Origin of the sequence: Lactococcus formosensis, assembly GCF_018403745.1 — a bacterium.
In the GTDB taxonomy this organism is placed as follows: Bacteria; Bacillota; Bacilli; order Lactobacillales; family Streptococcaceae; genus Lactococcus; species Lactococcus formosensis.
On sequence record NZ_BOVP01000011.1, the window covers coordinates 12,531 to 39,100 of the forward strand.

29 protein-coding genes are annotated in these 26,570 nt (G+C 38.4%); 10 read left to right on the top strand and 19 right to left on the bottom strand.

The annotated features are described in order from the left end of the window. Positions 1–51: 51 nt before the first annotated feature. The 11 genes from pyk to KJS37_RS09940 form a co-directional block, all read right to left on the bottom strand. Positions 52–1,560: a pyruvate kinase gene (gene pyk / locus KJS37_RS09890; RefSeq protein WP_014025066.1), complete on the bottom strand. Its 1,509-nt coding sequence runs from the start codon at positions 1,558–1,560 to the stop codon at positions 52–54. 109 nt (positions 1,561–1,669) lie between these two features. Then, positions 1,670–2,698: a 6-phosphofructokinase gene (pfkA, locus tag KJS37_RS09895; RefSeq protein WP_004258348.1), complete on the bottom strand. Its 1,029-nt coding sequence runs from the start codon at positions 2,696–2,698 to the stop codon at positions 1,670–1,672. Positions 2,699–2,942: 244 nt separating this feature from the next. Further along, a complete protein-coding gene (nagA, locus tag KJS37_RS09900; RefSeq protein WP_017369085.1) occupies positions 2,943–4,094 on the bottom strand; it encodes an N-acetylglucosamine-6-phosphate deacetylase in 1,152 nt (383 codons plus the stop codon). 95 nt (positions 4,095–4,189) lie between these two features. Next, the gene (locus KJS37_RS09905) at positions 4,190–5,362 is read right to left on the bottom strand and encodes a toxic anion resistance protein (protein WP_017369084.1); all 1,173 of its coding nucleotides are present in this window, start codon (positions 5,360–5,362) and stop codon (positions 4,190–4,192) included. A 9-nt stretch (positions 5,363–5,371) separates the two neighbouring features. Then, complete coding sequence (locus tag KJS37_RS09910; protein ID WP_165713281.1) at positions 5,372–5,950, bottom strand: 5-bromo-4-chloroindolyl phosphate hydrolysis family protein; 579 nt, start codon at positions 5,948–5,950, stop codon at positions 5,372–5,374. A gap of 296 nt (positions 5,951–6,246) precedes the next feature. Then, complete coding sequence (locus KJS37_RS09915; RefSeq protein ID WP_213497196.1) at positions 6,247–7,362, bottom strand: hypothetical protein; 1,116 nt, start codon at positions 7,360–7,362, stop codon at positions 6,247–6,249. 579 nt (positions 7,363–7,941) lie between these two features. Further along, positions 7,942–8,334 (bottom strand): hypothetical protein, encoded by a 393-nt coding sequence (locus tag KJS37_RS09920; RefSeq protein ID WP_165713279.1) that lies wholly within the window; start codon positions 8,332–8,334, stop codon positions 7,942–7,944. Between the two features lie 50 nt (positions 8,335–8,384). Then, entirely contained in the window at positions 8,385–8,756 is a 372-nt protein-coding gene (locus tag KJS37_RS09925; RefSeq protein ID WP_017369079.1) for a hypothetical protein, read from the bottom strand. A gap of 47 nt (positions 8,757–8,803) precedes the next feature. Beyond that, a complete protein-coding gene (locus KJS37_RS09930; protein WP_244851409.1) occupies positions 8,804–9,196 on the bottom strand; it encodes a hypothetical protein in 393 nt (130 codons plus the stop codon). A 67-nt stretch (positions 9,197–9,263) separates the two neighbouring features. Continuing rightward, entirely contained in the window at positions 9,264–9,632 is a 369-nt protein-coding gene (locus KJS37_RS09935; protein ID WP_017369077.1) for a TIGR02328 family protein, read from the bottom strand. A gap of 369 nt (positions 9,633–10,001) precedes the next feature. Continuing rightward, positions 10,002–10,286 carry a DUF1294 domain-containing protein gene (locus KJS37_RS09940; RefSeq protein ID WP_017369075.1) on the bottom strand — a complete coding sequence of 95 codons (285 nt, stop codon included), beginning with the start codon at positions 10,284–10,286 and terminating at the stop codon, positions 10,002–10,004. 270 nt (positions 10,287–10,556) lie between these two features. On the opposite strand from KJS37_RS09940, the gene KJS37_RS09945 reads away from it, so the two are divergent. Then, positions 10,557–11,750 carry an SAM-dependent methyltransferase gene (locus KJS37_RS09945; protein WP_096368475.1) on the top strand — a complete coding sequence of 398 codons (1,194 nt, stop codon included), beginning with the start codon at positions 10,557–10,559 and terminating at the stop codon, positions 11,748–11,750. Positions 11,751–11,813: 63 nt separating this feature from the next. Here KJS37_RS09945 and KJS37_RS09950 read toward each other — a convergent pair whose 3' ends face one another. The 4 genes from KJS37_RS09950 to KJS37_RS09965 all read right to left on the bottom strand — a co-directional run bounded on the left by KJS37_RS09950 (position 11,814) and on the right by KJS37_RS09965 (position 13,681). Continuing rightward, positions 11,814–12,047, bottom strand: a complete 234-nt coding sequence (locus KJS37_RS09950; RefSeq protein WP_244851411.1) for a potassium channel family protein — start codon at positions 12,045–12,047, stop codon at positions 11,814–11,816. A gap of 132 nt (positions 12,048–12,179) precedes the next feature. Then, positions 12,180–12,668 carry a GNAT family N-acetyltransferase gene (locus KJS37_RS09955; protein WP_213497201.1) on the bottom strand — a complete coding sequence of 163 codons (489 nt, stop codon included), beginning with the start codon at positions 12,666–12,668 and terminating at the stop codon, positions 12,180–12,182. 13 nt (positions 12,669–12,681) lie between these two features. Beyond that, positions 12,682–13,179, bottom strand: a complete 498-nt coding sequence (locus KJS37_RS09960; protein ID WP_243415327.1) for a GNAT family N-acetyltransferase — start codon at positions 13,177–13,179, stop codon at positions 12,682–12,684. Between the two features lie 19 nt (positions 13,180–13,198). Further along, positions 13,199–13,681: a nucleoside deaminase gene (locus tag KJS37_RS09965; protein ID WP_096368478.1), complete on the bottom strand. Its 483-nt coding sequence runs from the start codon at positions 13,679–13,681 to the stop codon at positions 13,199–13,201. 221 nt (positions 13,682–13,902) lie between these two features. Between KJS37_RS09965 and KJS37_RS09970 the strand changes: the two genes are divergently transcribed. From KJS37_RS09970 to rsmG, 6 genes are all read left to right on the top strand, one after another. After that, positions 13,903–14,922 carry an NAD(P)H-dependent glycerol-3-phosphate dehydrogenase gene (locus KJS37_RS09970; protein WP_165713276.1) on the top strand — a complete coding sequence of 340 codons (1,020 nt, stop codon included), beginning with the start codon at positions 13,903–13,905 and terminating at the stop codon, positions 14,920–14,922. Between the two features lie 24 nt (positions 14,923–14,946). Next, positions 14,947–15,873, top strand: a complete 927-nt coding sequence (gene galU, locus KJS37_RS09975; RefSeq protein WP_165712117.1) for a UTP--glucose-1-phosphate uridylyltransferase GalU — start codon at positions 14,947–14,949, stop codon at positions 15,871–15,873. A gap of 101 nt (positions 15,874–15,974) precedes the next feature. After that, entirely contained in the window at positions 15,975–16,370 is a 396-nt protein-coding gene (locus KJS37_RS09980) for a NusG domain II-containing protein (RefSeq protein WP_017369067.1), read from the top strand. Beyond that, positions 16,367–16,897 carry a Gx transporter family protein gene (locus KJS37_RS09985; protein ID WP_017369066.1) on the top strand — a complete coding sequence of 177 codons (531 nt, stop codon included), beginning with the start codon at positions 16,367–16,369 and terminating at the stop codon, positions 16,895–16,897. The genes KJS37_RS09980 and KJS37_RS09985 overlap by 4 nt, the downstream gene beginning before the upstream one ends. Further along, on the top strand, positions 16,888–17,847 hold the full coding sequence (locus tag KJS37_RS09990) for a polyprenyl synthetase family protein (protein ID WP_017369065.1): 960 nt from the start codon (positions 16,888–16,890) through the stop codon (positions 17,845–17,847). The genes KJS37_RS09985 and KJS37_RS09990 overlap by 10 nt, the downstream gene beginning before the upstream one ends. Further along, positions 17,847–18,560 carry a 16S rRNA (guanine(527)-N(7))-methyltransferase RsmG gene (rsmG, locus tag KJS37_RS09995; RefSeq protein WP_165712120.1) on the top strand — a complete coding sequence of 238 codons (714 nt, stop codon included), beginning with the start codon at positions 17,847–17,849 and terminating at the stop codon, positions 18,558–18,560. The genes KJS37_RS09990 and rsmG overlap by 1 nt, the downstream gene beginning before the upstream one ends. A 28-nt stretch (positions 18,561–18,588) precedes the next feature. Here rsmG and pyrF read toward each other — a convergent pair whose 3' ends face one another. From pyrF to KJS37_RS10010, 3 genes are read right to left on the bottom strand one after another with little or no spacing between them, the layout of a single operon-like run. Next, complete coding sequence (gene pyrF, locus KJS37_RS10000; protein ID WP_017369063.1) at positions 18,589–19,308, bottom strand: orotidine-5'-phosphate decarboxylase; 720 nt, start codon at positions 19,306–19,308, stop codon at positions 18,589–18,591. After that, positions 19,301–20,236: a dihydroorotate dehydrogenase gene (locus KJS37_RS10005; protein WP_017369062.1), complete on the bottom strand. Its 936-nt coding sequence runs from the start codon at positions 20,234–20,236 to the stop codon at positions 19,301–19,303. The genes pyrF and KJS37_RS10005 overlap by 8 nt, the downstream gene beginning before the upstream one ends. After that, complete coding sequence (locus tag KJS37_RS10010) at positions 20,236–21,021, bottom strand: dihydroorotate dehydrogenase electron transfer subunit (RefSeq protein ID WP_213497205.1); 786 nt, start codon at positions 21,019–21,021, stop codon at positions 20,236–20,238. Before KJS37_RS10010 ends, KJS37_RS10005 begins: the two co-directional genes overlap by 1 nt. 490 nt (positions 21,022–21,511) lie before the next feature. On the opposite strand from KJS37_RS10010, the gene KJS37_RS10015 reads away from it, so the two are divergent. From KJS37_RS10015 to KJS37_RS10025, 3 genes are read left to right on the top strand one after another with little or no spacing between them, the layout of a single operon-like run. Continuing rightward, entirely contained in the window at positions 21,512–22,741 is a 1,230-nt protein-coding gene (locus tag KJS37_RS10015) for an SPFH domain-containing protein (RefSeq protein WP_213497207.1), read from the top strand. Positions 22,742–22,762: 21 nt separating this feature from the next. Beyond that, positions 22,763–23,863: a TFIIB-type zinc ribbon-containing protein gene (locus tag KJS37_RS10020; RefSeq protein ID WP_213497210.1), complete on the top strand. Its 1,101-nt coding sequence runs from the start codon at positions 22,763–22,765 to the stop codon at positions 23,861–23,863. Beyond that, complete coding sequence (locus tag KJS37_RS10025) at positions 23,860–24,657, top strand: TPM domain-containing protein (protein ID WP_213497212.1); 798 nt, start codon at positions 23,860–23,862, stop codon at positions 24,655–24,657. The genes KJS37_RS10020 and KJS37_RS10025 overlap by 4 nt, the downstream gene beginning before the upstream one ends. Positions 24,658–24,754: 97 nt before the next feature. On the opposite strand, the gene KJS37_RS10030 is transcribed toward KJS37_RS10025, so the two are convergent. Continuing rightward, entirely contained in the window at positions 24,755–26,395 is a 1,641-nt protein-coding gene (locus KJS37_RS10030) for a hypothetical protein (protein ID WP_213497214.1), read from the bottom strand. Positions 26,396–26,570 lie beyond the last annotated feature (175 nt).

A 26,570-nucleotide genomic window follows, 5' to 3' on the forward strand; every position in this document is an offset into this window, starting at 1 on the left:
CACCCCATTGAGGTGTCTTTTATGCTGAGCAAAACGCTCTGAAGCTTTTTATTATTTGATTGTACGGATACGCATTGTGTTTGTACGTCCTGAACCAACTGGAACACCAGCAACGATAACGATGTTATCACCTGATTCAACAAGACCTGAAGCCAAGGCAGCTTTTTCAGCTACTTCGAACATATCGTCTGTTGAAGCTGGTTTGTCCATGAGCATTGGGATAACACCCCAGTTGATCATCAATCCGCGTTCAACTTTTTCATCGAAAGTGATTGCCAAGATGTCAGCTTCTGGACGGTATTTAGAGATCAAACGTGCAGTTGCTCCTGACTCAGTCAAAGCAACGATAAGTTTAACTTCCATTGATTCTGCAGCGTTTTTAACTGCTGATGCTACAACTTCTGTTACTGAATCTTTATCGAAGTTTTCTGGGTGAAGACGTCCGTATTCTTTCAACAATGTTTGCGCGTTTTTGTTAACTGTAGCCATTGTACGAACTGATTCGCGTGGGTATTTACCGTTAGCTGATTCACCTGAAAGCATAGTTGCATCAGTACCATCGATAACAGCGTTAAAGACGTCAGAGATCTCAGAACGTGTTGCACGTGGTTTTTCAGTCATAGACTCAAGCATGTTTGTTGCTGTAACAACGATTTTACCTGCTTGGTTAACTTTACGGATGATTTCTTTTTGGAAAACTGGAACCATTTCAAATGGTACTTCGATACCCATGTCACCACGAGCGATCATGATACCGTCAGCTGTATCGATGATTTCATCAAGGTTATCAATACCTTGTTGGTTTTCGATTTTAGCCAAAAGTTGAACGTGTGTATTACCAGTTTCTTCAAGGATAGCACGAACTTCGTTAACGTCTTTAGCAGTACGTACGAATGAGATTGCGATGAAGTTCAAACCATTTGGTTGTGAAAGTCCAAAACGGATATCGTCGTTGTCACGTTCTGCAAGAGCTGGGAAAGGAATAGTAGTGTTAGGGATGTTAACACCTTTTTGTTTACCGATAGCACCGTCATTTTGTGCAACTACGTCGAATTCACGTGCTTCAACGTCTTTAGCAGCTACTGTAAGACCCAATTTACCATCATCGATAAGGATAGTTTGACCAACTTCAACATCATCAAAGATATCAAGCCCACCAGCAACGTTCAAGGCAATGTTATCACGAGTTGATTTCAAACCTTGTTTTGTAGAAACACGGAATTGATCACCAGTAACATATTTATATTCGTCTGCACCATCTTCGTACACTTCTGTACGCATTTCTGGACCTTTAGTGTCAAGCAAGAAACCAACTTTACGGCCAGCAATTTCTTCAGCACGAAGTACTGTTGCCATACGAGCAGCTTGTTCAGCGTGGTCACCGTGAGAGAAGTTAAAACGGAAAACGTCAGCACCTTCTTTGATCAAATCAGCAATGGTTTGTGCTGATGTTTCAACATCAAGCTCTTCTCCCCAGTATCCTTTTTCTCCGAATTTTTTACCACCACGAGTTTCTACTGCAGGGCCAAGTGTTGAGACGATTTTTACACGTTTGTTCATTTTGAGTAATTCTCCTATTTTTATAAATGTACTCATTATTTAGTCAATGTGAGCATTCAGTGTTTTAACTTCACTCTGACATCAACCAAATAAGATTACTAACAATAACTTAATTAAATTTGATGTCAAGGTTGTTTAAATCAGCATTTAAACGATAGAGTTCCAATCCTGCTTTATGCGGATTGTTGACAACGATTTTACCTTCATCTGTCAGACTGAAAAGTGCATTTTCTTCTGCAGTACCAAGGATTGGGCTTTCAACAAGTTGTTCGTTACGGACACCGACAGCTACACCGCCAATACCATCACGAAGCAATTCTACTGCACGAGCACCCATGCGTGATGCAAGAACGCGGTCACGCGCTGTAGGTGATCCACCACGTTGGATATGACCAAGAACAGAGACACGAAGGTCAGAATCATCACCAGCAGCTTTAAGCTTCATGGCAAATTCTTCACCTGACATAACGCCTTCAGCAACTACGATGATGTGGTGATTTTTACCTTTAGCATAGCCTGACTTGATATTACGTACGATACTTTCAAATTTGAATTCTTTTTCAGGAATTGCAATATCATCAGCACCTGCGGCGATACCAGACCAAAGTGCGATATCTCCAGCATTACGTCCCATAACTTCAACAACGAATGTACGGTGGTGAGATGATGATGTATCACGAATCTTATCAATGGCGTCCACAACTGTAGATACAGCTGTATCGAAACCAATTGTAAAATCTGTACCAACGATGTCGTTATCAATAGTACCTGGAAGTCCTACTGCTGGGAAGCCATGTTCAGTCAAGCGCATTGCACCATGATAAGAACCATCACCACCAATAACAACAACACCTTCGATGCCGTGTTTTTTAAGTTGCTCGATACCCGCAAGCTGCCCTTCAAGTTGAGCAAACTCTGGGAAACGTGCTGAATACAAGAATGTACCGCCACGTCCAACTTTATCACCAACACTTGCAGATGTTAGTGGGAAAATATCGCCCGCTACCATCCCTGCATATCCGTGGTTGATACCGTAAACTTCGATACCTTCAGAAATCGCTTTACGAACAACAGCACGAATAGCTGCGTTCATACCTGGTGCATCACCACCAGAAGTCAAAACTGCAATGCGTTTCATTAAAGTTTTTTCCTCCATCATATCTGATACTTATATTTGCGACTGCAAATTTAAAGTTCAATTTTTATTTCATTGTTTATTATATCACGATAGGAAAAAAAAATCTCATAAAAACGCTATGATAGCGTTTTTATTTACGGTTTTTCAAATGTAATGGTTTTCAGATTACAAAAAGATTATTACTGTCTAAAACTCTTTTTTGTATCTTAAAGTTATAAAAACAGTTCCTTTACGGAACTGTTTATTAGGCTTGATAACGTTTTTCACCATCAAGATAAGTTGCCACAAGCTCAAGATGTTCATCAAGAACGATAAAGTCTGCATCTAATCCTTCTTTAATTTGACCACAGACATCATCAATCTTCGTAGATTTAGCAGCATTCAAAGAAGCCATTTTTACAGCTTCAGCTGGTGTTGCAATTTGCCAATCTACAACGTTTTTCACTGCATCTTTAAGTAAAAGGATTGATCCAGCAAGATTGCCGCCTTCTTTCAAACGTGCTGCACCGTCTTTGACGATTACTGGGAATTCACCAAGATAATATTCGCCGTCGCTTAAGCCAGCAGCACGCATTGAATCGGTAATTAATACAACATGATCTGTGCCTTTTTCACGCATTAAAATTTGACATGCTTCTGGACGTACGTGGAAGCCGTCACAAATCAATTCTGCATAAGTATTTGGTAAGTTGAATACTGCACCAACCATACCTGGTTCACGATGATTAAGTCCACGCATCCCATTAAACGCATGTACCCACATTGAAGCACCTGCTTGAACAGCTGCTACTGCATCTGCGTAAGTTGCATTTGAGTGACCAAGAGCGATTGTAAAGCCGTGTTCCACCGCTTCTTTAACAAAATCAGTTGAGCCTTCACGTTCTGGCGCAATACCAATTTTGATTGGCAAACCTTTTGCAGCTTTCCCATATTCAGCAAGTTCGCTATATGAAGGATCGCGCATGTATTTAGGGTTTTGAGCACCTTTGAATTCTTCTGTGAAGTAAGGACCTTCAAAGAAAAGTCCACGGATTTTAGCTCCAGCTGCTTTATCCACATTTGAACCAATTTCGTCAGCGACTTCCAACAATTCTTCATGACTTGCAGTCACAGCTGTTGGGAAAAAACTTGTAACACCTGCTGCTAAAAGTCCTTCACTCATTGTTTGGACGATGCCTTCGATTTTACGGTCATTGGTATCTGCTCCACCAAAACCGTGAATGTGTGTGTCTACCAAACCAGGAGCGATGGATTGACCTGAGTAATCCAATACCTCAGCTCCAGCTGGCGCTTCTGCCATCCAGCTTCCAAATTTACCGTCTGTGATTTGCAGGAAACCACCTGTTTTCACTTCATAAGGATAGAAAAATTTGTCTGCTTTAATATAGTAAGTCATAAAAGGGTTCCTCCGATACTTTGTATTCTCCAACATTTTAACACTCGGTACTAAAAAAGTCAAGAATTGGTATATATCAATACTTGACTTTTTGCTTATTTTTTATTGGAAAGTTCGAGCAATTTTTGTTTAATTTCATCTTCCATTTTGACCAATTCTTGCTCCGTTTGCTGACGTTTTTGACGTCCGTCAGATTGGATACGCATCGTTTCTTGAATTGTATCGATAAGGTTTTGTTGTGTAACTTTCAATGTCTCTACATCAATAAGTCCACGTTCATTTTCTTCAGCTGCTTCAATCGTTGAAGATTTAAGCATTTCAGAATTCTTACGCAAAAGATCATTCGTTGTTTCTGAAACAATACGTTGACTCGCTAAAGCATCTTTTTGTTTCAAGAGAGTCAAAGCAATAGCGACTTGATTTTTCCACAAGGGAATGGCTGTATTGATTGATGTTTGAATTTTTTCTGCAAGCTCTTGGTTTGTATTTTGAATCAAACGAATCTGTGGGGCTTGCTGAATCGTTAATTGCCGCGCCAAACGTAAGTCGTGCGCTCGTTTATCTAAACGATTTTTATAGGCTTCAAGATCACTGACCTTTTGAACAGCTAAAGCTCCGTCATCACCAGCGCCTTGTGCTTCTTGTCGAGCTGCAGGAAGGATTTCTTGTTCCAATTCTTCAATCTTAAACTCTGCGCCTGCAATGTAAACATTAAGAGCTTTGAAATAGTTGAGATTCTCGTCATAAAGCTTGTCAAGCATCTCATTGTCTTGAAGAAGGCCCTGTTGTTCATTGTTGAGTTTTGCCGAAATCTTATCAATTCCAGCTCCGATTTTTTGATATTTTTGAGTGACTTCAAAGATTGATTTTTTAACCTTACCAAACATTTTTTGGAAGACACTTTTATTTTCAGCAACAAGTTCATTTGGATTTGCTTGTTGGAGATTGTACATCAAATCAGTCAATGAACCACCAACATCTCCTAAATCTTGTGCCTGAACTTTATCCAAAACACTTTGTGAAAAAGCAGATATTTTATCTTGTGCATTTGCACCATAAGCAATCACTGACTGCGAACTATTCTCATCAAGTTGTTTGGCTAGTTCTTTCGCCTTTTCACGTTCTTCTGGGCTTAGTGCATCTATCGCACGCAAGGATGCTCTTTGATGCATATCGACAAGCTCTGTCTTTTGGGTTTCTGAAAGTGCTTCTGCCTCTTTCACGACCTTGTCATCATTTATTAATTCATCTAAAATAGGATTTTCCATTCTCACTCCTTAGTCAAACTTTACTTCGTGCTTAATAACATTAACATCATCCATCAAAATTTCATGATAGTTTTTAGAGATGTTCATTGCCAATGTTTTGATCAGAAGCAACGTTTCATCCATATCACGACTAACTTCTTCAGATTTGACAGATTGCTTTTGCATTTCCAGATATTTCTCTGTCAATTTCACCATATTTGGTAGGTCTTTATAGAGAAAATCATTCTGTTTTGTCAATTGCGTTGGGTTTTGCACGATATGTTTAAAGAGGAGCTTACTTGCTTCAAGACCACCTGTTACGGATTCAACAACCTCTAACTCGTCATTTTTCTTCGTATTTGTCTCCCACTTTTCAATGTTTTCTTTAGCATCTGCTAAAGTGTCACGAAAAATTTCAATATCGCTCTCAGAAAGCCCTGCTTCTTGATAACGTTGTATATTTTCTTTACGTGGTGGTTTTTTTGCTGTTTTATTCTTTTGATTTGATTTATTTTTCATTAAGCTTATCAGCCAAAGTGCCACTAGTAGAATCAGAATTATTTGTATAAATCCATGCATTCCACCCATCATCATTCCTGTCATATGCATTTTTAGCCTCCATCCTTGTTTCCTGTTATAACAAGCTTTCTTTACTTATTTCATCAGCCAACTGGCTATACTTTAATTTTATCATATTCTGAAGGAAACTTTTCAGACTTTCGTATGATTTCTAATTTGATATAAAGATGTTCAACGTAAGCTTATACGCTCAATATTGAAGATTTTTGTATTACTTTGTTATAAAGTTTGAGTATAATATTATATAGATTGCTTTTTATGTTATTAGGGTAAACATTATATGAGAATACAGACATAGTGTTTCTTAAAAACGACTCGTACTTTTATCACTGACTTTCTTTTTTAGAGTAGATATAATCTTTAGCAGTTGGGTCTTTTGTAAAGGAAAAAACAATATTGTGACCTTCAAAATTAACTGAAGAAGCTTCAAAAACTACCGAGCCATTTTCAATTCTATATGGGATTTTGGCCATATTTCCTGGTGCATTATTTATATATCCTATCTCAATATCCGTGTCTGTTATCTTATAAGGATGATTTGCCGAATAAGCATAGTTACCCACCCCTGTTGTTTTAACAGACTCCTTGCTTTCAAAATAGTAATACTGAGTACCATCATGAGCTAAATTTTGAGGCGCACCATTTTTCATTGCTGTATCTACATCCATTCCATCGTAACTTACTAAAGAACGTCTAAACCCTTTATTAATGAGAGCTTCATAAATAATCGATTTAGGGTCGGAACTTTGCAATTCCGCTGGAGTAACCACTTTTAGAGCAATATTGTCTGTCGTCTGTTTAGATATGCCGTTTTGATAATAAGTAGATAACAAAGAATTTATTTTTGCTTCTTTTTTCTGAGGTTGACCGCTCATATTGTCGATGTAATTAAAAATAACCGTATTGTTATTGATGACTACATCTAATTTATGCTGAACATTTGTATCATCATACCATTGAATATATCCATCATTCACACCAGCATTACCATTTGCGGTCATTGCTATTTTTTCTGCACTTAGAAGAGTCGTTTGTGGATTTATTCCTGCATAGGTCTGTGCTAGCAATGCTATCTGTTGGTTTAAGGAAAGACGATCCCAATCCATAAGAACTTGGCGGTCGTGCTCTGACAAGCTTGTTGACTGTGCCATTGACGTACTTGCACTCCTTAAAGTACTTTTTGATGAACCATCATTAAAAGTAGCAGTTTGATCATTTGAAGGTTTAGGATAGAAAAATATAGTTAATAATATAGCAATTATAATGGCGAGAAGTGTACCCAAAATGCTTCCCACAATAATTATTGTTCTTTTATCATTTTTACTACGTATAACTTCCTCTTTTACTAAACCTTCAGAAACAGCTTGTTGATATTCTTGTTCATTGGGTTCACGCCCATTCACATTCTTGAAAGATTTTTCCCATTCCCTTTTCTGAATCATTCCTACTCTATTTTCTCCTTTATAATTCTTTGTTTGTTATTTCTTGGGTTTATTTTTTGCTCTTCTAGGTAATGAGAAATAAAGATTAAACATTAAAACCACAGCTATTGCTAGGGATACGTATGGGTTGCTATTATAAAATATAAAATTCATTGCAATAGCGATAAGTGATAGTAATGTAATCAATAAATTCATATGTTTTTTAGTCATTTATTAGTGTTCCTTCTATTTTGTGAGCTAATCATAATACTGTGAAAAACCAGAAAGCCCGCCGGAAAGCCTTAAGAAAGAGTATCATTCGTTTCATTCTCTTTTAACATTGAAATAGCGTACTGCGCAATGCAAATAATTATTATAAACCCGATAATTTTAAGCAAAAGACTGAGTGGCGCAAATAAGTACAATAAAATTATTGCTACTATTTCGCAAATATAAATGACAATTTTCATGATTTTTTCCAATCTATTTTAATAAGTCTGAGCACCTAAAAGGTGCATTTTTTATTTTCTAACAATTATTAGGAATTGAGCTTATGTAATGTTACATTCCTAGCCTAAATACTTAGGAAATTCTTTATATTTAAGAGATATCAAATCCATTTTTCTTAGCATTGTGATTCATTATAAGTTGTAGTAAATTTTTTAACTCAGACTCGGGCATATCATAAGGAACTTTGAGTGAGCCTTTCCCGAATTCAATATTATAGTCTGCAAAAGAAGAAAAGTCATTTTCTTCCATTCCTTGTGTTCCGTAAATACCTAACCAACCCTTATTAGCCATGAGCAAAAAGAGTTGTTGCGTTGCTTTCTTAGCCTCCTTAGGATAAAAGCCAGGCATTGCATAAGAAACACGTTCTTGCACATCAGGATAGATAGTATGAACCAACTGTCGTGTAAGTCGCATTCTAGCAAGTTTTTCTTCCTCTAAATCCTCATCATTAAAGTAAGTTTCAAAAGGTTGGGCTTTTTTCATTTTAATTCTCTCCTCTTATATCTTCTGTTTCATAAAGAGTTGTTCGTGCTTTACTCATCCTTTGCACTCATTCCGCTTCCAATCCAAGTTAAGATTCCTCCAATAAAACCTAAAAATGGAAACAGTCCAAATATTCCCCCTAAGATAAAATAAAAACCTGCACGCTTTGTATCTTTTTCTGTAGAAGATTTACGGTCAACAACTCCCATGATAATCAAAATAATACTAATAACTACAGTTACGCCAAACATCCCTAACAATAGCTGAGGATTCCAATTCTCTGGTACGTGTCCATGAGTGCCATTAAAGTATGGATTGGTATTCCAAAAGAGTTGAAATCCAAAAAGAGACAGTACAATAACGACGCTGCCTAAAAAGGCACTCATTATTGCATTTATTAAACTCATTTTTTCATTTTCCATTTTATCTTCCTCCTTGAGCTTCTTGTTTTCTCTTTTCGCTGTAAATACTAATCTCCTGTAAAGTTTACAGTATAAATAAGTGAATCTTCTTTATAAAACTCTACTTTAGAGTCAAGATTCGCTTTTTTGACGACACATCTGTCATAATTTTTTTCACCATAAACAGATTTTGCTAAACGTTCTAGGTCTTTGGTAGAAGCATTTTTAATATTTATCATAGGAGTGCTTAAGGCCTCCCATGATAAGCTCAAACTGTCATTATCATGCTGAATCTTGGCACCTCGCATCTCTGGATCCTTAATGATAGCCGTAATATTTTGTTGACTATACATTTTAGCACTTGCTTCCGTTAATACAAAAGACCCCAACATTAATAAAAGAGGGCTGAAATAAATCAACAGTGCAGCAAGTAAAATTACCAAAAAAGTGCGAACAGACACAGAGACTTTTGCCCTCGTTTTTTTATTTTTAATAATATAACTCCTAAAATTTCGATTGCTGTTACTGTTAGAGCGCAATCCTTATATTCTTAGCTTTTAAATTATTAAGGCACTCTATCAAATAATCTGCATCGTGTTCTTGATAAATTGGCTTAGTTAAAGGTACTCTCTCTAGCGACTCGTAACTTGAGCAATGATTTCCACGATACAAAGGGTTTTCCCATTCTTTAGCAGGCTTATATCCTCTTCGCTTCATCTCCTCCATTATCCATAGATGATATTGAAATAATTTATAAGGAGAATAGTGAAAAACGTAGTTTACAGTCGCGTGGGGCTTGCCCCATCCCCTGCCTCTTAAAGCGCAACATTCTCGGTGCTGCCCGAGCAATTGCATCCGTGGAAGGTGCTTTATTAAAGCTTCATGCCATAGTCTCATCTATTATCTCCTCTTCTCCTTGCTTATTATACTTCTTGTTTCAAACCAATCATCAAGGTCGATTTATTTCCAAAGGACACTTCCAAACAACCAAATTTCATAGCGGATTTCAGGAAGTTTTTGACTAAACTTACTTGCATTTGAGGATAATTTGTCGCTAAAGGCAAGTAAGGTAAAGCTCTCTCGGATATGTTTTACTCTTTATGGAACATATTTACCGCCTTCTATCAATTTTTTCGCCTTAGTTATTAAGTACTTCCCGTTTCTTGTTCCTCAACAATCAATTGATGACTATCATCGATGATCTATTCTTCACGCGCGGATTTATACTTTTCATAAATGAACGCCTTGTAAAAATCCTATTTGGTTTTATTTGAGTAAGGTTTTAAAAATCAGAACTACTAAAATTAGGTCAACAGCCAAGCCAAGATACCATGAGAAAAGAAAATATGCTTTTTGTGTCTTATGACGGCAAATTTTCCCACCCAGAAAAGCGCCCAAACCTCCACCTACTATTGCTTGAGAAATCAGGACCTTCTCAGGAATTCTCCATAAATGATGCTGTGCCTTGTATTTATCAATAGCGTAAAAAAGAAAAACAATAATATTCCATATAATAAGTACTGCTAAAATAATAATTCCTGTTGTTGTCATTGACTCTCTTTCTATTTTTAAATTAATTCTTAATATATTTTAAGTCCCAATAGTTAATGACTTTAATTATTGGATGTTTTAAAATCTTTTTATCTTTTTAAAGTTACCTTTATGCTACTCATTATACCACTTGCCACTCTTGAAGTCATAGCAGACTATTAAATAAGTGAAGTGTTTTTTATCATTTACCTGTAAAATTTAACTATTTGACATTCAAAAAAACTCGGAGTATAGTTTTATCTGTAGCAAAGTTAGAAAAGGGGAATTAACTTGGTATTTGAAAAAACAGTATTAAACAAAGCTCTCGCATCTGCCTTTGATATCCCAGTAAAAGTAACTTACTGGGACGGAAAAACAGAGAAATATGGCGATGGTGAAGCTCAAGTACACATCATTTTCAATAAGAAATTCGCTTTTAGCGAGTTATCATCCATGCCTACTCTGGTTCTTGCTGAAGCTTATATGCACGATGAAATCGAAATTGAAGGAAGTATACAAGACCTTGTCGCTTCCGCTTATCGTAAAGCAGATAGCTTTTTAACAAATCAATCAGGCTTCGGAAAATCAATTGTCGAACTCTTGGGCAATCACTCCCAAAAGCAATCTAAAAAGGATATCCATCAACACTACGACATTGGAAATGACTTTTACAGAAAGTGGTTAGATCCAACGATGACTTATTCTTGTGCATATTTTGAAAATGAGAATATGACACTTGAACAAGCACAAATCGCTAAAGTCCATCACATCCTTGACAAACTAAACAGCACACCTGGTGGACGCTTATTAGATATTGGTTGTGGCTGGGGAACATTGCTCTTTACTGCTGCACAAGAATACGGCTTAGAAGCTGTGGGCGTCACTCTTTCTGAAGAACAATACAACTATATCGTAAATAAGTCGAAAAAACTCGGATTAGAGGATAAAATAAAAGTTTTCCTTACGGATTACCGTGATTTAAAAGAAGGCACCTTTGATTATGTAACTTCTGTGGGCATGTTTGAACATGTGGGCAAAGAAAACTTAGAAATGTATTTCCAAAAGGTTTATGATTATCTCAAACCCAATTCTCGTGCCCTCATCCATGGAATTACTGGACAACATCGTGGAGCAGGAGTTGATCCATTTATTGAAAAATATATCTTCCCAGGCGGCTATATTCCAAACATCGCCGAAAACATTGAGCACATTATGACTGCAAAATTACAACTGGATGATTTAGAACCCTTACGTCGTCACTATCAAAAAACACTAGAAATCTGGAACGAGAACTACAGTAAAGTTTTTGCAGAAGTAGAAAAGGAAATGGGACGTCCATTTGCCCGCATGTGGACCCTTTATCTTCAAGCCTGCGCGGCAAGCTTCGAATCAGGAAACATTGATGTGGTTCAATATCTTCTGACAAAAGGACCTTCAGGTGTTGGTCTCCCAATGACTCGTCAGTATATGCTCCAACATCATTAAACATTTATTAAAATGAAAAGAAAAAAAGCAGTTGATCAAATATAGCTGCTTTTTTTTCGATATTTATTCTTTGTGTTTGTGTTTTGAATAGATAAATGCCTTGGCAATAACGGAGATGAACATGGCCATTATTCCTAAACCAACCGTAGCGTATATCATCGTAAATATTTTACCCATGGCAGTTATCGGATGTAAGTCTCCATATCCTATCGTTGTCAAGGTCATAAAACTTAAGTACAAGGCATCTAAAATGCTAAATTTTTCTACTGTTGAATAAAAGATAGTTCCACTTATCAAGGTTGTTACCATTAAGAAAAATAAGGCTTTGGTATCGTCCTTTTTTAATATAAAACTAAATGATGTGACTAATTTTTTGGTTGCAATGAGTAAAGAGAGCACGAAAACCTTCTTTCTAATTTTATAATCAGCTTATTTCCAAATAAGAAGCTCTGAATCTGTAGTAACATCACCAAACTTATCCGAAAAATCTTTAAGATGAACAGCTCCTAACTTTGTATAGAGCTTCCTAGCATTTTCATTATTTTTCAGAATCGCAATGGTAACCGTCTTTTTGTCCTCTTTCGCCTGCTGTAATACCTGCAGCAATAGTTGAGTCCCTACGCCTTTTCTTTGAAACTTTTGAGAGATATGGAGCGAATCAATGTACAAGTTATCACTCCAATCTTTGCTTTCTGAAAATGCAATAAAACCTGCAACTTTATTTTCTAACTCTTTGACAAGAAGCTCTTGTGAAGGCTGTACAATAAATCGTTCCCATTTTCTCTGGAATGTCCTATATTCTAAACTTTCCAAATAAGATTGGGGCAAGATATTTTCATATGTCGCTTGCCAATTGTCCACGTTAATATGTGCTACTTCTTCTAAGTCAACCTGATTTGCAGATCGAATGCTTGTCATATTTCACCCACTTTTATTTCAAATAATCTTTCTTCAAGAGCCCCATAAAATGACTATCATGGTAGCTTCCCGCCGCAAAGAAGTGTTCCTTCATTGTTCCTTCAATTTTGAACCCAACTTTTTCATAGATATGAACAGCCGGAGCATTATCTACATCAACCCAAAGATAGACTTTATGCATATTTAACACCTTAAAAGCATAGTCTAAAGCTTGGTGAAAAGCTTCTTGTGCCAAGCCTCTACCAGAATATTCTTCCGTAATGATGAGCTGTATTTCGCAGCTACGGTGGATGAAGTTAATCTCCATCAATTCTACTATACCCGCAAATGCGCCATCCACATCTACCACAAAGCGACGTTCATCCATACTATGAATGTGCTTATCATACAGAGCTGTTAATTCATCTAAAGATTCGTATGGCTCTTGGAACCATAAATGCATAGTTTTAGCTTCATTGTTGATGATATGAATATCCTTTAAGTCTGTTCTTTCTAATGCTCTTATTTTCATTTTTAAATCTCCATACTTTTTATTTCCAATAGCCATCATGAACTTTTCTAGCTTTTTCCTCTACTTCTGGAAAGGGGCCAATAATCTGTATCGACTTTTGTCCACAATCAATAATCTGTTGTGAAGGTAAATCAAAGGTGGGATTTTGTTCGTTATCTCCTGTTAATTCTAACAAACGTTTTTCCGTTAAAGCATAAACGATAGTCCCAATATTTCCCCAATAAATCGCTCCGGTACACATCGCACAAGGTTCAGCTGTAGTATAAAGTGTACATTGCCACAGAAATTCTTTAGAGTAAAGTTTTGATGCTTTTGCTGCCAAACTTGTTTCAGCATGTCCTGTGCAAATCTGCTCTGTAATTTCAACATTTTCTTGTTCTAGGAGAATATTTCCCTTGTCATCTGTCAAAAGTGCACCAAAAGGAGTATTCCCATGATTACGAGCATTTTGGGAAATCTCCACACAGCGTTCCAAAAGTGCAATATGTTTTTGTCTTTGCATATTCAATTTCCTCTTTTTTCATAATAAAATATTTAGACTTTATTATACAATGAACAAGCCATAAATAAAAGCGTTTACTGTTTTTCTGTATATATTTTAATACAATTTCTTTTTGTTTTATTTTTTTCTTCAGGGTTTCCAGTGAATTTTAACATAGATTATGATAAAATGAGGTTGTATTGGGCTTTTATAAGCTAGGATAAATTAGTAAAGGAAAAAATATGAATCCACAAAAAATTGCCGTACTCGGCCCTGGATCATGGGGAACTGCTCTTTCTCAAGTTCTTAATGACAATGGACATGAAGTTCGTATTTGGGGAAACAATGTTGACCAAATTGCTGAAATTAATGAAAAGCATACCAACGAACGTTACTTCAAAGGGATTACTTTAAGTCAGAAAATTTCTGCTTATACAGATCTTGAAGCTGCCTTGTCTAATGTCGATGCTATTCTTTTTGTTGTTCCAACCAAAGTAACACGTTTGGTTGCTCAACAAGTCGCAAAAGTTCTTAAACATAAAGTGACAGTTATGCATGCATCTAAAGGGCTCGAACAAGGGACACATGAACGTATTTCTTCAATCCTCGAAGAAGAGATTCCAGAAGAATACCGAAGCGAAATTATTGTGGTTTCTGGTCCTTCGCATGCCGAAGAAACAATTCGACGTGATATTACCCTAATCTCAGCTGCCTCGAAAAACTTAGAGACAGCCAAATATGCGCAAGAAATTTTTTCTAACGATTACTTCCGACTTTACACAAATACAGATGTAATTGGTGTGGAAACAGCGGGTGCTTTGAAAAATATTATTGCTGTTGGGGCTGGGGCTTTGCATGGTCTTGGATTTGGCGATAATGCCAAAGCAGCAATCATCACGCGTGGTTTAGCAGAAATTACCCGTTTAGGCGTTGCTATGGGCGCTCAGCCACTTACTTATAGTGGTTTGTCTGGTGTAGGTGACTTGATTGTTACGGGTACATCAATTCATTCACGCAATTGGCGAGCAGGTGATGCTCTCGGTCGAGGTGAGAAGCTTGCGGAGATAGAAGCCAACATGGGTATGGTTATTGAAGGTGTCTCAACAACTAAAGCAGCTTACGAACTTGCACAAAGTATGAATATTGATATGCCAATCACAGAGACAATCTACAAAGTTCTTTATGAAAATATGGATGCACGTGAAGGCATCTTAGACATCATGCGTCGTGAAACACGTACCGAAAATGAATTCAGTATCTAAGGTCAGAAGGAGATAATTTTTAAAATGATCAAAACAAATCCAAAACAAAAAGTAAGAAAAGCGATTATTCCCGCAGCCGGTCTCGGTACACGTTTTTTACCAGCCACTAAAGCCCTTGCTAAAGAGATGTTACCTATTGTTGATAAACCAACCATTCAATTTATCGTTGAAGAAGCCTTAAAATCAGGAATTGAAGATATCTTAATCGTTACAGGTAAGGCTAAACGTCCTATCGAAGACCACTTTGACTCAAACATCGAGTTGGAACAAAATCTTAAAGAAAAAGGTAAAACAGAGCTTTTAAAATTAGTTGAAGAAACAACAGATATCAATCTCCACTTTATCCGTCAAAGTCACCCAATGGGGCTTGGACATGCAGTACTTCAAGCAAAAGCCTTTGTTGGTGACGAACCTTTTGTTGTAATGCTTGGTGACGACCTCATGAATATTATGGGCGATGGCACACCTCTTACAAAAGAATTGATTTCTGACTATGAAAAGACACACGCTTCAACAATCGCTGTAATGAAAGTTCCACATGATGATGTGGACAAATACGGTGTTATTGCTCCAGAAGGTGAAGTTTCCAAAGGTCTTTATAATGTTGCAGAGTTCGTCGAAAAACCTGCTGTTGAGGATGCACCATCAGATTTAGCTATTATTGGTCGCTACCTGTTGACACCAGAAATTTTCCAAGTTTTAGAAAAACAAAAACCTGGTGCAGGTAACGAGATTCAATTAACTGATGCAATTGAAACATTAAATAAAACACAACGCGTCTTTGCACATGAGTTCACTGGCAAACGTTATGATGTTGGCGATAAATTTGGCTTTGTTGAAACAACTATCGAATATGGCCTCAATCATCCACAAATCAAAGATGAATTACATGATTACATCATCGCTAAAGCAAAAGAACTTTCAAAGGCTGAAAACAAAACTGAAAAATAATTCAAAGCTGTCCAACATTTGCTTGGACAGCTCTTCTTATCCTCTTTTTACCGTACGAACAAATCATTCCGAGCTTCTTATTTTCCCTAAATTATGCTATCATGGAGGGGATGAAATTTTTCAAAGAAATCAAGATTAAAGCTCTGGATATTATCATTATTCTTGCCTTATTTTGTGCTTCTTTTTCTGTTTTCTTTCTCCTACCTCACAATAGTTCTGGGTCAAAGGCTCAACTACGTGTACAAGGAAAGGTGATTAAAACATTTGATTTAAGCAAAAATCAGCGCTGGACCTATCGTTCTGAGGATGGGGATTATAATGAAATAGAGGTAAGGGATGGAGAAATTGCTGTTATCAAGGCCTCTTGTCGCGACCAAATTGATGTGCAACGTGGCTTTATTTCCAAAGTTAACGATACCATCGTTTGTTTACCTCACGAGTTAGTCATTCAAATCATTGGAGATCAACCAGAGTCTGGAGTGGATTATAGCGGATGAATGTAAAAGAAAATATTTATGTAGCGCTTCTTACTGCAGTAGCTGTTGTTATGGGAATTTTTGAGAGCTGGATTCCCTCCTTCTTTGCTTTTGCCCCAGGAGCTAAGATTGGCCTAGCAAATCTCGTAATGATTATTGCTATTTTCACCTTAGATTGGCGTAAAGTTTGGACGATGCAAGTCTTACGCTTACTAATTACTGCCTTATTTACAGGTGTTTCTGTAGTAATCTACTCTGCAGCAGGAGCTATTTTAAGCCTCTTGGCAATGTATCTCATGAAGCAGCTGGGTCCCAAGCGAGTTTCTCTCATCGGCATTTCCGTTGTCGGAGGATTCTTTCATAATCTCGGACAGCTCCTCGTTGCCTCGCTTATTACAGGTACAAGTTCAGTAATGCTTTATTTACCATGGCTCTCTTTTTTCGGAATGCTCGCAGGATTTGCCATCGGTGTGGGGGGCAACCAACTCATTCAACGTGTAGCACCAATTCAGTTATTATTTATTAAAGAAAGTAAAAAATGGACGTAAAAAATACAATTTGGTCAGAATATCCAAAATTAGAATCTTCCTTAATCAAAGTTCAAAAGATGATGAAGCAACAGGTTGGCATCAAAAACAAAGAAATCAAATCAGCCATTTTTGACCTGTTTGATGCAGGTGGAAAAATGCTACGTCCAGCTTATTTATTAATGTTCGCCGATTTTACCACTATGGATAATAAAAGTAAAATCGCGCTTGCTGCAAGCGTTGAAATGTTGCATACCGCAACACTTATTCACGACGATATTGTTGACCACGCAGACACGCGTCGTGGCGTCGAAACCCTCTCAAAAAAATATGAGCCATCAATAGCTGTTTATGCTGGCGATTATCTTTTTGTAGCTGTTTTTAAGCTCTTATCAAAATATTCTTTTAATTTGCCAAACTTAACAAAAAATATCGGCTCTATCGAACGACTTTTAGGTGGAGAGCTGGGGCAACTCAACAAGCATTTTGATTTTGAGCAAACGATGGATGATTATATTCAAAATATTTCTGGAAAAACAGGCGAACTTTTTGCTATGTCATCCTCAATTGCTCCTTTAATTATGCAAGATGTTCACTTATCTGAACTCTCCTATAATATTGGGATGGACATTGGGATTGCATTCCAAATCATGGATGATTATCTTGATTATGCTAGCGATAGTCAAACTCTGGGTAAGCCTGTCCATGAAGATATCAAGCAAGGTATCTTTTCTGCACCTGTTCTCTTTGCTTTAGAGATTGACCATCATCATGTGAAATCTTTGATTCAAGAAGAAAAATTTGAAGAGGTTTACAGCTTCATTCAAAGCTCTGGAGCATTAACAAAAACGAAAGAACTGGCTCAATATTATACAAATCAAGCTCTCAAACTAATTAACAAACTCCCTGAGGGCCAAACACGTGATAACATCAGCAGTGTTACAAGAAAACTTTTGGAACGGAACTTATAATGAACCCTGAAGAATTTTATGCGCAACTTGAAACTTTTGATATTTTCTTAAATGAACAACAAAAAGAACAATTCGAACATTATTTTGAGCTGCTTGTTGAATGGAATGAAAAGATCAATCTTACGGCGATTACAGAGAAAAAAGAAGTCTTTCTCAAACATTTCTATGATTCTATCGCCCCAATTCTCTACAAGCTCATTAAAAATGAGCCGTTAAAAATCCTTGATATTGGTGCTGGAGCTGGCTTCCCTAGTTTACCAATGAAGATTATATTCCCAGAGTTACAGGTAACCATTATTGATTCACTCAACAAGCGGATCAACTTTTTATCGCTTTTATCTAATGAGCTTAAGCTAGATCAAGTCACTTTATTGCACGGCCGTGCAGAGGATTTTGGACAAAATCCTCTTTATCGTGCTCAATTTGATATTGTAACAGCACGCGCAGTTGCTCGTCTCAGTGTACTCTCCGAACTCACTATTCCTTTCCTCAAGAAAAACGGCCACCTCTTGTCGCTCAAAGCTGCCAAGTTTGATGAAGAACTTGCTGATGCTAAACATGCCATTGCCATCTTAGGAAGCAAATTTATCGAACAGATTGATTACCAACTTCCAAATGGTGATGAGCGACACATCGCTATTATCGAAAAGAAAAAAGAAACGCCAAAAAAATACCCACGTAAAGCGGGGACTCCAAACAAAAAGCCACTTTAAAAAGCCCTGATTCATTCAGAGCTTTTTATTATGCTTGCCCATTCCATTCATTTTTAATAGTCTGGTAGGCTTGAATTGGGTTTTCAGCACGAGTAATTGGACGTCCAACGACGATATAGTCTGAACCAATATTACGTGCCTCTTCTGGTGTCATCACTCGTTTTTGATCTCCCTTAGCTGTCCCTGCTGGGCGGATACCTGGTGTCAAACAAATAAAGTCTGGACGTGTTACGCTTTTAATCTTTTGGACTTCATGTGCTGAACACACAACACCATCTAAGCCAGCCTCATCCGTACACTTAGCATAGTGTAGAACTGATTCTTCCAAGCTTGTCATAATCATTTGATCATGATGCATACTTTCTTGACTTGTGGAAGTAAGCTGGGTTACAGCAATCAAATCTGCAACCTTTTCTCCAGCAGGTGTTCCAGCTATCAACCCTTCTTTAGCTTGCTGCATCATCTCAATACCACCAGCAGCATGCACATTAATCATATCTATTCCTAAACGCGCTAAGCCTTTCATAGCTGAGCCAACTGTATTTGGAATATCATGGAGTTTCAAATCTAAAAAGACATCATGTCCTTGGAATTTAAGGAAATCCACAACAACTGGTCCTTCTTGATAGAGGAGTTCCATCCCTACTTTTACATAGAGTTTTTCGTGATCATCAAAGCGCAATAAAAAATTCTTTACATCGCGTAAGCTTGGAAAGTCGAGGGCAACCATTGGTCTTGATTCATGCATTTTGTTTTTTCTCCTTTTTTACTTCTTTACGTAATTCTTCTAAACTTTCAATCCCATACCTATCCATAAGTTCAGGAAGTTCATTAATAATTTTCGGACACACATAGGGATCAGAAAAGTTTGCTGTCCCCACTGCAACCGCACTTGCACCTGCCAAATAAAATTCAAGTACATCTTGAGCAGTCATTACACCACCCATTCCGATAATCGGTAAATCCACTGCTTGTGCCACTTGGTGCACCAATTTTAAAGCCACTGGTTTAATCGCTGGACCAGAGAGACCACCTGTAATGTTGGCTAAGATGGGTTTACGAGTCTGCAGATCGTAACGCATTCCCATTAAAGTATTAATCATCGTAATACCATCAGCTCCCGCCGTTTCTACGGCTTGAGCGATTTCCACGATGTCTGTAACATTTGGTGAGAGTTTGACATATAGAGGTACATCTGCTACTTCCTTACAAGCCTTGACCAAATCATGAGCAACCTTAGGATCTGTACCGAAAGCTTGTCCTCCATGCTTGACATTAGGACAAGAAATATTAAGCTCGATAGCTTTAACATTTGGCGCAGTTCCTATTTTATCGCAGACAGCTACATAATCATATTGTTCAGAACCAGCTACATTGGCAATAATAGGGAGTTCAGGAAAGTTTTCATACAACCACGGTAATTTTTCTGATAACACGACGTCAAGCCCAGGATTTTGAAGACCAATAGCATTGAGCATACCTGCATTTGTTTCTGCAACACGTGGCGTTGGGTTGCCGTAACGTGGCTGAAGAGTTGTAGCCTTAATCATTATGGAACCCAGCTGATTCAAATCATAATATCGTGCGTAATCTTCACCAAAGCCAAAGCAGCCTGAAGCAGGAATAATTGGATTTTTAAGCTTTAACCCAGGAAGTTCTACTGCAAGTCGATTCATTATATTACTACTCCATTTCCTTTAAATACAGGCCCATCTTGACATACCTTTAAAGCATGTGTGGGGTCTTTTTTATCTGGAACAACACAAGCATAACATGCACCAATCCCACAAGCCATCCGTGCTTCCATCGACAAATATAAGCGCTCTAAACTTTCAAATTTTGTGGCAACAGCCTTTAACATCATCGGTGCTCCACAAGCATATACTGCATCTGCTTCTTGATCAAGCTGGTTTAATAAATGTCCAACATGACCTTGGCAGCCATAAGAACCATCATCTGTTGCTACTTTTACCTGTACATTAGGAAGTTGAGCAAATTGCTCTTCTAAAATCTTAACTTCTACACGTGCAAATCCGAGTAAAACCGTAATCTGACACCCTTTTTTACTCAGCTGTTTTGCTAATTCATACAATGGTGGAACACCTATCCCTCCACCTACGATAAGGACATGATCTGTTTCTACTACCTCATCAACCGGAAAGCCTTTACCTAAAGGACCAAGAATATCGATGGCTTGTCCTGCAACCATTTTTGACAATAGGTAAGTGCCTGTTGTTTTATCACCTCGACGATAGAGTAATGTACACGTTTTTTCCTGCTTATTCCAACTCGAAATCGAAATCGGACGTCGTAAAAGTAAATCCTGACTGGGAACTTTTAGTTGCAAAAACTGTCCTGCTATTTCCATGTCATTTACCAAATCACCTTGCAATACCAACTCAAAAATATCTTCGGCTACTTCTTTCTGACTGACGATAAGCATTTCTTCTTGAAGCTTCATTACTCCTCCTTTTTATAAAACGAATTCATTAATCAACCAGTTCTGCAGCTCAAAATGTCTTTATGCCAAACGTTCTTTGCAAACTTTCATTCTCTTCACAGAAAGATAGCTGTGAGGGAGAAAAACTATAAGATTTTCCGTCATTTTTTTAAACAGAGAATGACGGAAGGTTCACAACTTGCTCCGCTCCCTACTATCCTTCTAATCTGCTAAAGCAGAAGGACTCATAATAAAAACACCTGCAGAAGGACTGCAGGTGTACAAAAAGCGTCTATCATCCTTTTCACATACCTAAAAGTATGCAAAATAAGGGGATATAATTTATCGTATCCTTGCTAGCCTCTCTGGACTAAGTTAAAGGTTTTAAAGTATTATAACCTAAATCTTAAGGAATTACAAGAATCAATAAATCCTACTCAAGTTGTAAAAAATTATTTTACTTCTATGGTATAATGAAAGCGTGTAATTTAAACAAAGACAGGAGAAAAATATGGGTATCATTAAAGCAGCAACAAGTAGCCTTGGGGGAACTTTAGCCGATCAATGGCTTGAAGTCATCGAACCAGAAGATATGTCCGATCAAACCGTTATGACCAAAGGTGTCATGGTACGTAAGGACGATAAACGTGGCAGCAATCGTAAAGGAACTTCTGACGTCATCACAGATGGGTCTGTCGTGCATGTCTATCCGAATATGATGATGCTCCTCGTTGACGGTGGAAAAATTATTGACTATACCGCTGAGGAAGGTTATTATACAGTCAAAAATGATACTGCACCTTCTATGTTTAACGGCGGCCTTAAAGAATCTGTGCAAGAAGCCTTCTTCCGTTTTAAATTTGGTGGTGTGACACCGCAAAAACAAGAAGTTTACTATATTAATCTTCAAGAAATCAAAGGTATTAAGTTTGGCACAGCAACACCTTTACAGTACTTTGATAACTTCTACAATGCGGAACTCTTCCTTCGCACACATGGAACATATTCGATAAGAATTACAGATCCTATCTTGTTCTATGCTAATGCCATTCCTAAAAATCAAACGCAAGTTGAAATTTCAGATATCAACGAACAATATCTCCAAGAATTTTTAACAGCATTGAACACGTCGATCAACCTTTACTCAGCCCAAGGGGAGCGCGTTTCTTTCCTCCCTTCAAAATCTGTTGAACTTTCAAAATATATGGCAGATACACTTGATGAAGAATGGCGCAAACTTCGTGGAATCGAAGTGGTCGCTGTGGCTGTAAGCTCCATCAGTTACACAGATGACAGTCAAAAACTGATCAATATGCGTAATCAAGGTGCGATGCTTGGTGATCCAAGTGTACGTGAAGGCTATATGCACGGCGCTGTGGCCCGCGGTATCGAAGCTGCTGGAAGCAACACGGGTGGAGCTATGCAAGCCTTTATGGGAATGGGCATGGGGATGAACCAAGCGGGTGATGTTCTCGGTCAAGCCAGTGCCTCAAATCAAGCCCAAATGGCTCAACAGGAAAAAGCTGCGACAAAATCAGAAGATACTTGGACATGTTCAGCTTGTGGTACAGAAAATGCAGGAAAATTCTGTTCAAACTGTGGGGAGAAAAAACCTGAAGCAACAGCTAACGTAAAGATTGAAATGGCTTGCTCAGCTTGTAATGCAGTCGTTAATTTAGCTAATGGTGTGCCAAAATTCTGTCCGGAATGTGGGCAACCTTTCGTTGCTAAGCCTTTATAAAGATCAGAAAAGAGGTAAACTATGAGCCAGTCGAAGGTTCTCACCCATCTCTGTCCTAACTGTGGCGGCCCCCTCCTATTTGATCCTAAAAGTCAAAAGTTTCATTGTCAGTACTGCTTATCTACCTTTACAGAAGAGGAAGTTACTGCCTTTGAAGCTAAACAAGAAGACAAGGGAATTCCAGAAGAAATTGCTCCAGATGTTCCTCTAGAAACTGATGAGGCAGAAACACCGATTGATGATCAGGTTGGACTCTTTATTTGTCCTTCTTGTGGTGCGGAAATTGTGACTGATGCAACAACTGCTTCGACTTTCTGCTACTACTGTCACAACCCTGTCGTTCTTTCAGAGCGTCTGTCTGGGAAATTTCTTCCTGAAAAAGTTTTACCCTTCCAGATTGAACAGAGAGATGCTGAAGAAGCTTTTCTTGACTGGGTAGGGAAAAAGAAATTTGTCCCGAAAGATTTCTTTGACAAAAAGCAAATCAAGCAACTCCAAGGTGTTTACTTTCCTTATTGGGTTGTTGGTGCAGATTTAGAAGGACAATTACAAGCACGTGCCAATAGGATTCGGGTCTGGATTGTTGGAGATTTAGAATACACAGAAACCAAGCAATACCAAATTATCCGAGAAGGGAACAGTTCTTTTCAAGATTTAGTTAAAAATGCCTTGAAAAAAAATGAACCTGAAAAAATGGTTGGTGCTGTCCAACCTTTCGATTTATCCAAAGCGGTATCATTTAAAAATCAGTATCTCTCCGGTTTTTTAACTGAAAAAAGAGATATTGAGTATGCCGAAATCAAGGAACGGGTGGATAGCGAATTACGTCAGTATTCTGAAGCGCTCATGCGTGATACAATACAAGGCTATACCGCTGTTACTAGTGTTCAATCTCAACAAAGCATTAAAAATCTAGAAAGTGACTATGTGCTTTTGCCACTCTGGCTCGTGACTTATCGTCAAAAAAATAGCGATAAACTTTTCTACTATGCGATGAATGGGCAAACAGGTAAAACTGCTGGTATTCTTCCTGTGGATAAAATGAAAGTCGCCCTAGTGGCACTTCTTATTTTCATTACTGTACTCATACTTGGAGTGATTGTGGGGTGGTTTGTCTCATGAAAAAGAAACGAATACTTTTAACACTATTTTTTACAGTAGTTACACTATGTACATTATTTGCTTTCCCTAAAGATACTTTTGCACAGCAGGTAGGTATTGACGATCAGGCTGCTCTTTTGAGTGGCACAACACAATCCCTTGAGCAAGAAGCTCAATTGCTTGCAGATCAGACTAAAGCCGGGGTCTTTGTAGTCACAACTATGAACGATACTGAATCGCCCAAAGATTTTGCGGTCAATTACTTAGCTCAAAAAGTTGGCCAAGGGAACAATGGTATTGTCTTGGTGATTAATATGTCACAACGGAAGCTTTATATCTGGGCAACAGGAAACTTGAAGCATTATATTACTTCTTCTCGGATTGACTCTATTTTAGATATTGTGCAGCCACAATTGTCCGATGGGAATTATCAACAAGCCATAGAGAGTTTTTATGCGCAGGTGACGCATTATTATGAGCAGGGTATACCTGGAGATCAAAAATATACAGTTGACCCACAAACGGGAGCAGTTACCTTCCAACGTTCCTTCCGTCCTGCTTATATTCTAATCGCGGTTATCCTTGCGTTCATCTCCGCCGGTGCCTTTGTCATCGTTCTGGTCTCCCGCTATCAATTAAAGATGGGCGCCCACTGGAATTACGGTTATCAAGAGAACGGAAAATTAAACTTATCCAAACGAAGCGATACACTGGTCAACTCCTTCATTACTACTCGCCGCATCCCTAGAAATAATAACTCTGGTGGAGGTGGCTTCTCTGGCGGTGGAGGTTCTGGCGGTGGACGGAGTTTTTAAAATCAAAAATTAAAGCCCTTAGACATTTATTCGTCAAGGGCTTTTAGTTATGGAATTTTTTATAATGGATAGTGAAAACATAAAGAAACTGCCTTCTTTATGTTCCTGACTGATGGATGATAAGGGCTGGTCGCATTCCACCATTATTAGAATTTCCTGTGGTATTAACATTAAAATTACCAAAGAGCTGACCAGGAGCCATATACGAATTCACAGCCCAAACAAAGGAGTCAGTGCCTCCTGGAGTCCGAAGTAACCAAAAAGTGTTATTGCCACCTAGACGCTCCGCGTGATTAGAAAATGCACCTCCACCTTGGGAAAGTCTACTCACATCTGCCAGAGAGAGGGCAAAAGCTTGTTTGATACCACCACTTTCAGCAACAGTTGTTAAATCATTGGCTACTTCTGGGAAATTAGCTAAATTACTAGGCAACCAACGAGTACCCCCTTCCCAAGTAATTGAACCATCCGAAATTCTTGGTACAACAATGGGAATAGCTACTGGTTTTACCATAGCATCAAGTCTTGGCTCTGCTTCTATAAGGTCTGAATACCACTCCGCAAGTTTATTATTTTGCTCATTAAAATGAACTCGACGAATCGCTTCATCAAGAATAATCAAGTGATTACCACCTCCCATATCTTCAAGATAACGGAATTGTTGCCCATCTGAAGTTGTAAAGAGATGACCTGGATTCATAAGTCCAAAGTTAAAATTCTCGACAGTTGAAGGTTCATCAGCTGGTGGATTTTCTGTCGGTAGATTCCAACCAGCAGTCATCTCTCCATCATTGATACTGTTAAGAAAAGCTTCTAAATATCTGTGATGCTCGCCCTCCTCGTCTGCTTCAAGAAATTGCCCTCTGTTTTCTGGACTAACCAAATCGCTGGCAACGTGGATACCATAATAATATGAACCATTGATGGCGTCTGCATCAGGTTGCATTTCAGCAGCATCAAGGAGATATGAGGTTGCTTGTCCGCCTTGCAGTTTACTTGCCCAATAAGCCCAGCCTGTTTGGTAGTCTACAACCCAGAAGTTTCCGATTTTATCTGCATCGTCCAGTTCAAACCATTGCTCCATAGTCATTGGAGGGCGTTCTTGGTTGATATTTTGAGCTGTTTCTCGTGTTACCATCGAGCCTGGCCAAGTGCCTGCGCTGTTGTCTTCACTTTCGTTTTCTGACCAAAAGTTGTCTGTTCCTTCCCCGGGATGTGTGGCTCCATCTTGGAGGTAATCACGGGCATGATCTGCGGCGGCTGTTCTTAGGTCAGCAATATCGTAATTAAAGGTAGGGAGATACCAAGGGGCTGCGCCTTCACGGCCAAAGCTCAGACTAGAGTAAGCGTTAAAGCGATTGGCACCTTCGCCTGTCCGTACATTGAGATTATTGGCAGCGGGAAGATAAGTGGACCAAGTGGTCACATCTGTACGCTCAGTATCATCTACAACCGGTGTGAAGCTTGATTGCCCACGCTCTTGGATTTCCATAAACTCAGACAGGCGGATGCGTGCCATGATGTCATTGTGACCGTAGTTTTCGACAAAGACGTCCTTGTTTTCGGTGTCTCGATTATAGTAGTCATGGACACGACCGCCAACTTCGACATCATTTTCTCTGAGTCGGTCATTGATGGCTTGTTGGTTAAAGGCTGTAAAGGCGAAGGTTCCTCCAACTAAGAGGGCGAGTCCTAGGACAGCGATTAGTCCCAGCTTTCTCTTTTGTTCTCTATTCATATGATTTTCCTTATTTCAATTTTTTTATTTTAAACAGCGAAAAAACGCCCTTATCCAGGACGTCTATTTAATGCATAGTAAAAAAGGCGCAAAACTACTGCTGTGCTGTGCTGTGCTGTGCTGTGCTGTGCTGTGCTGTGCTGTGCTGTGCTGTGCTGTGCTGTGCTGTGCTGTG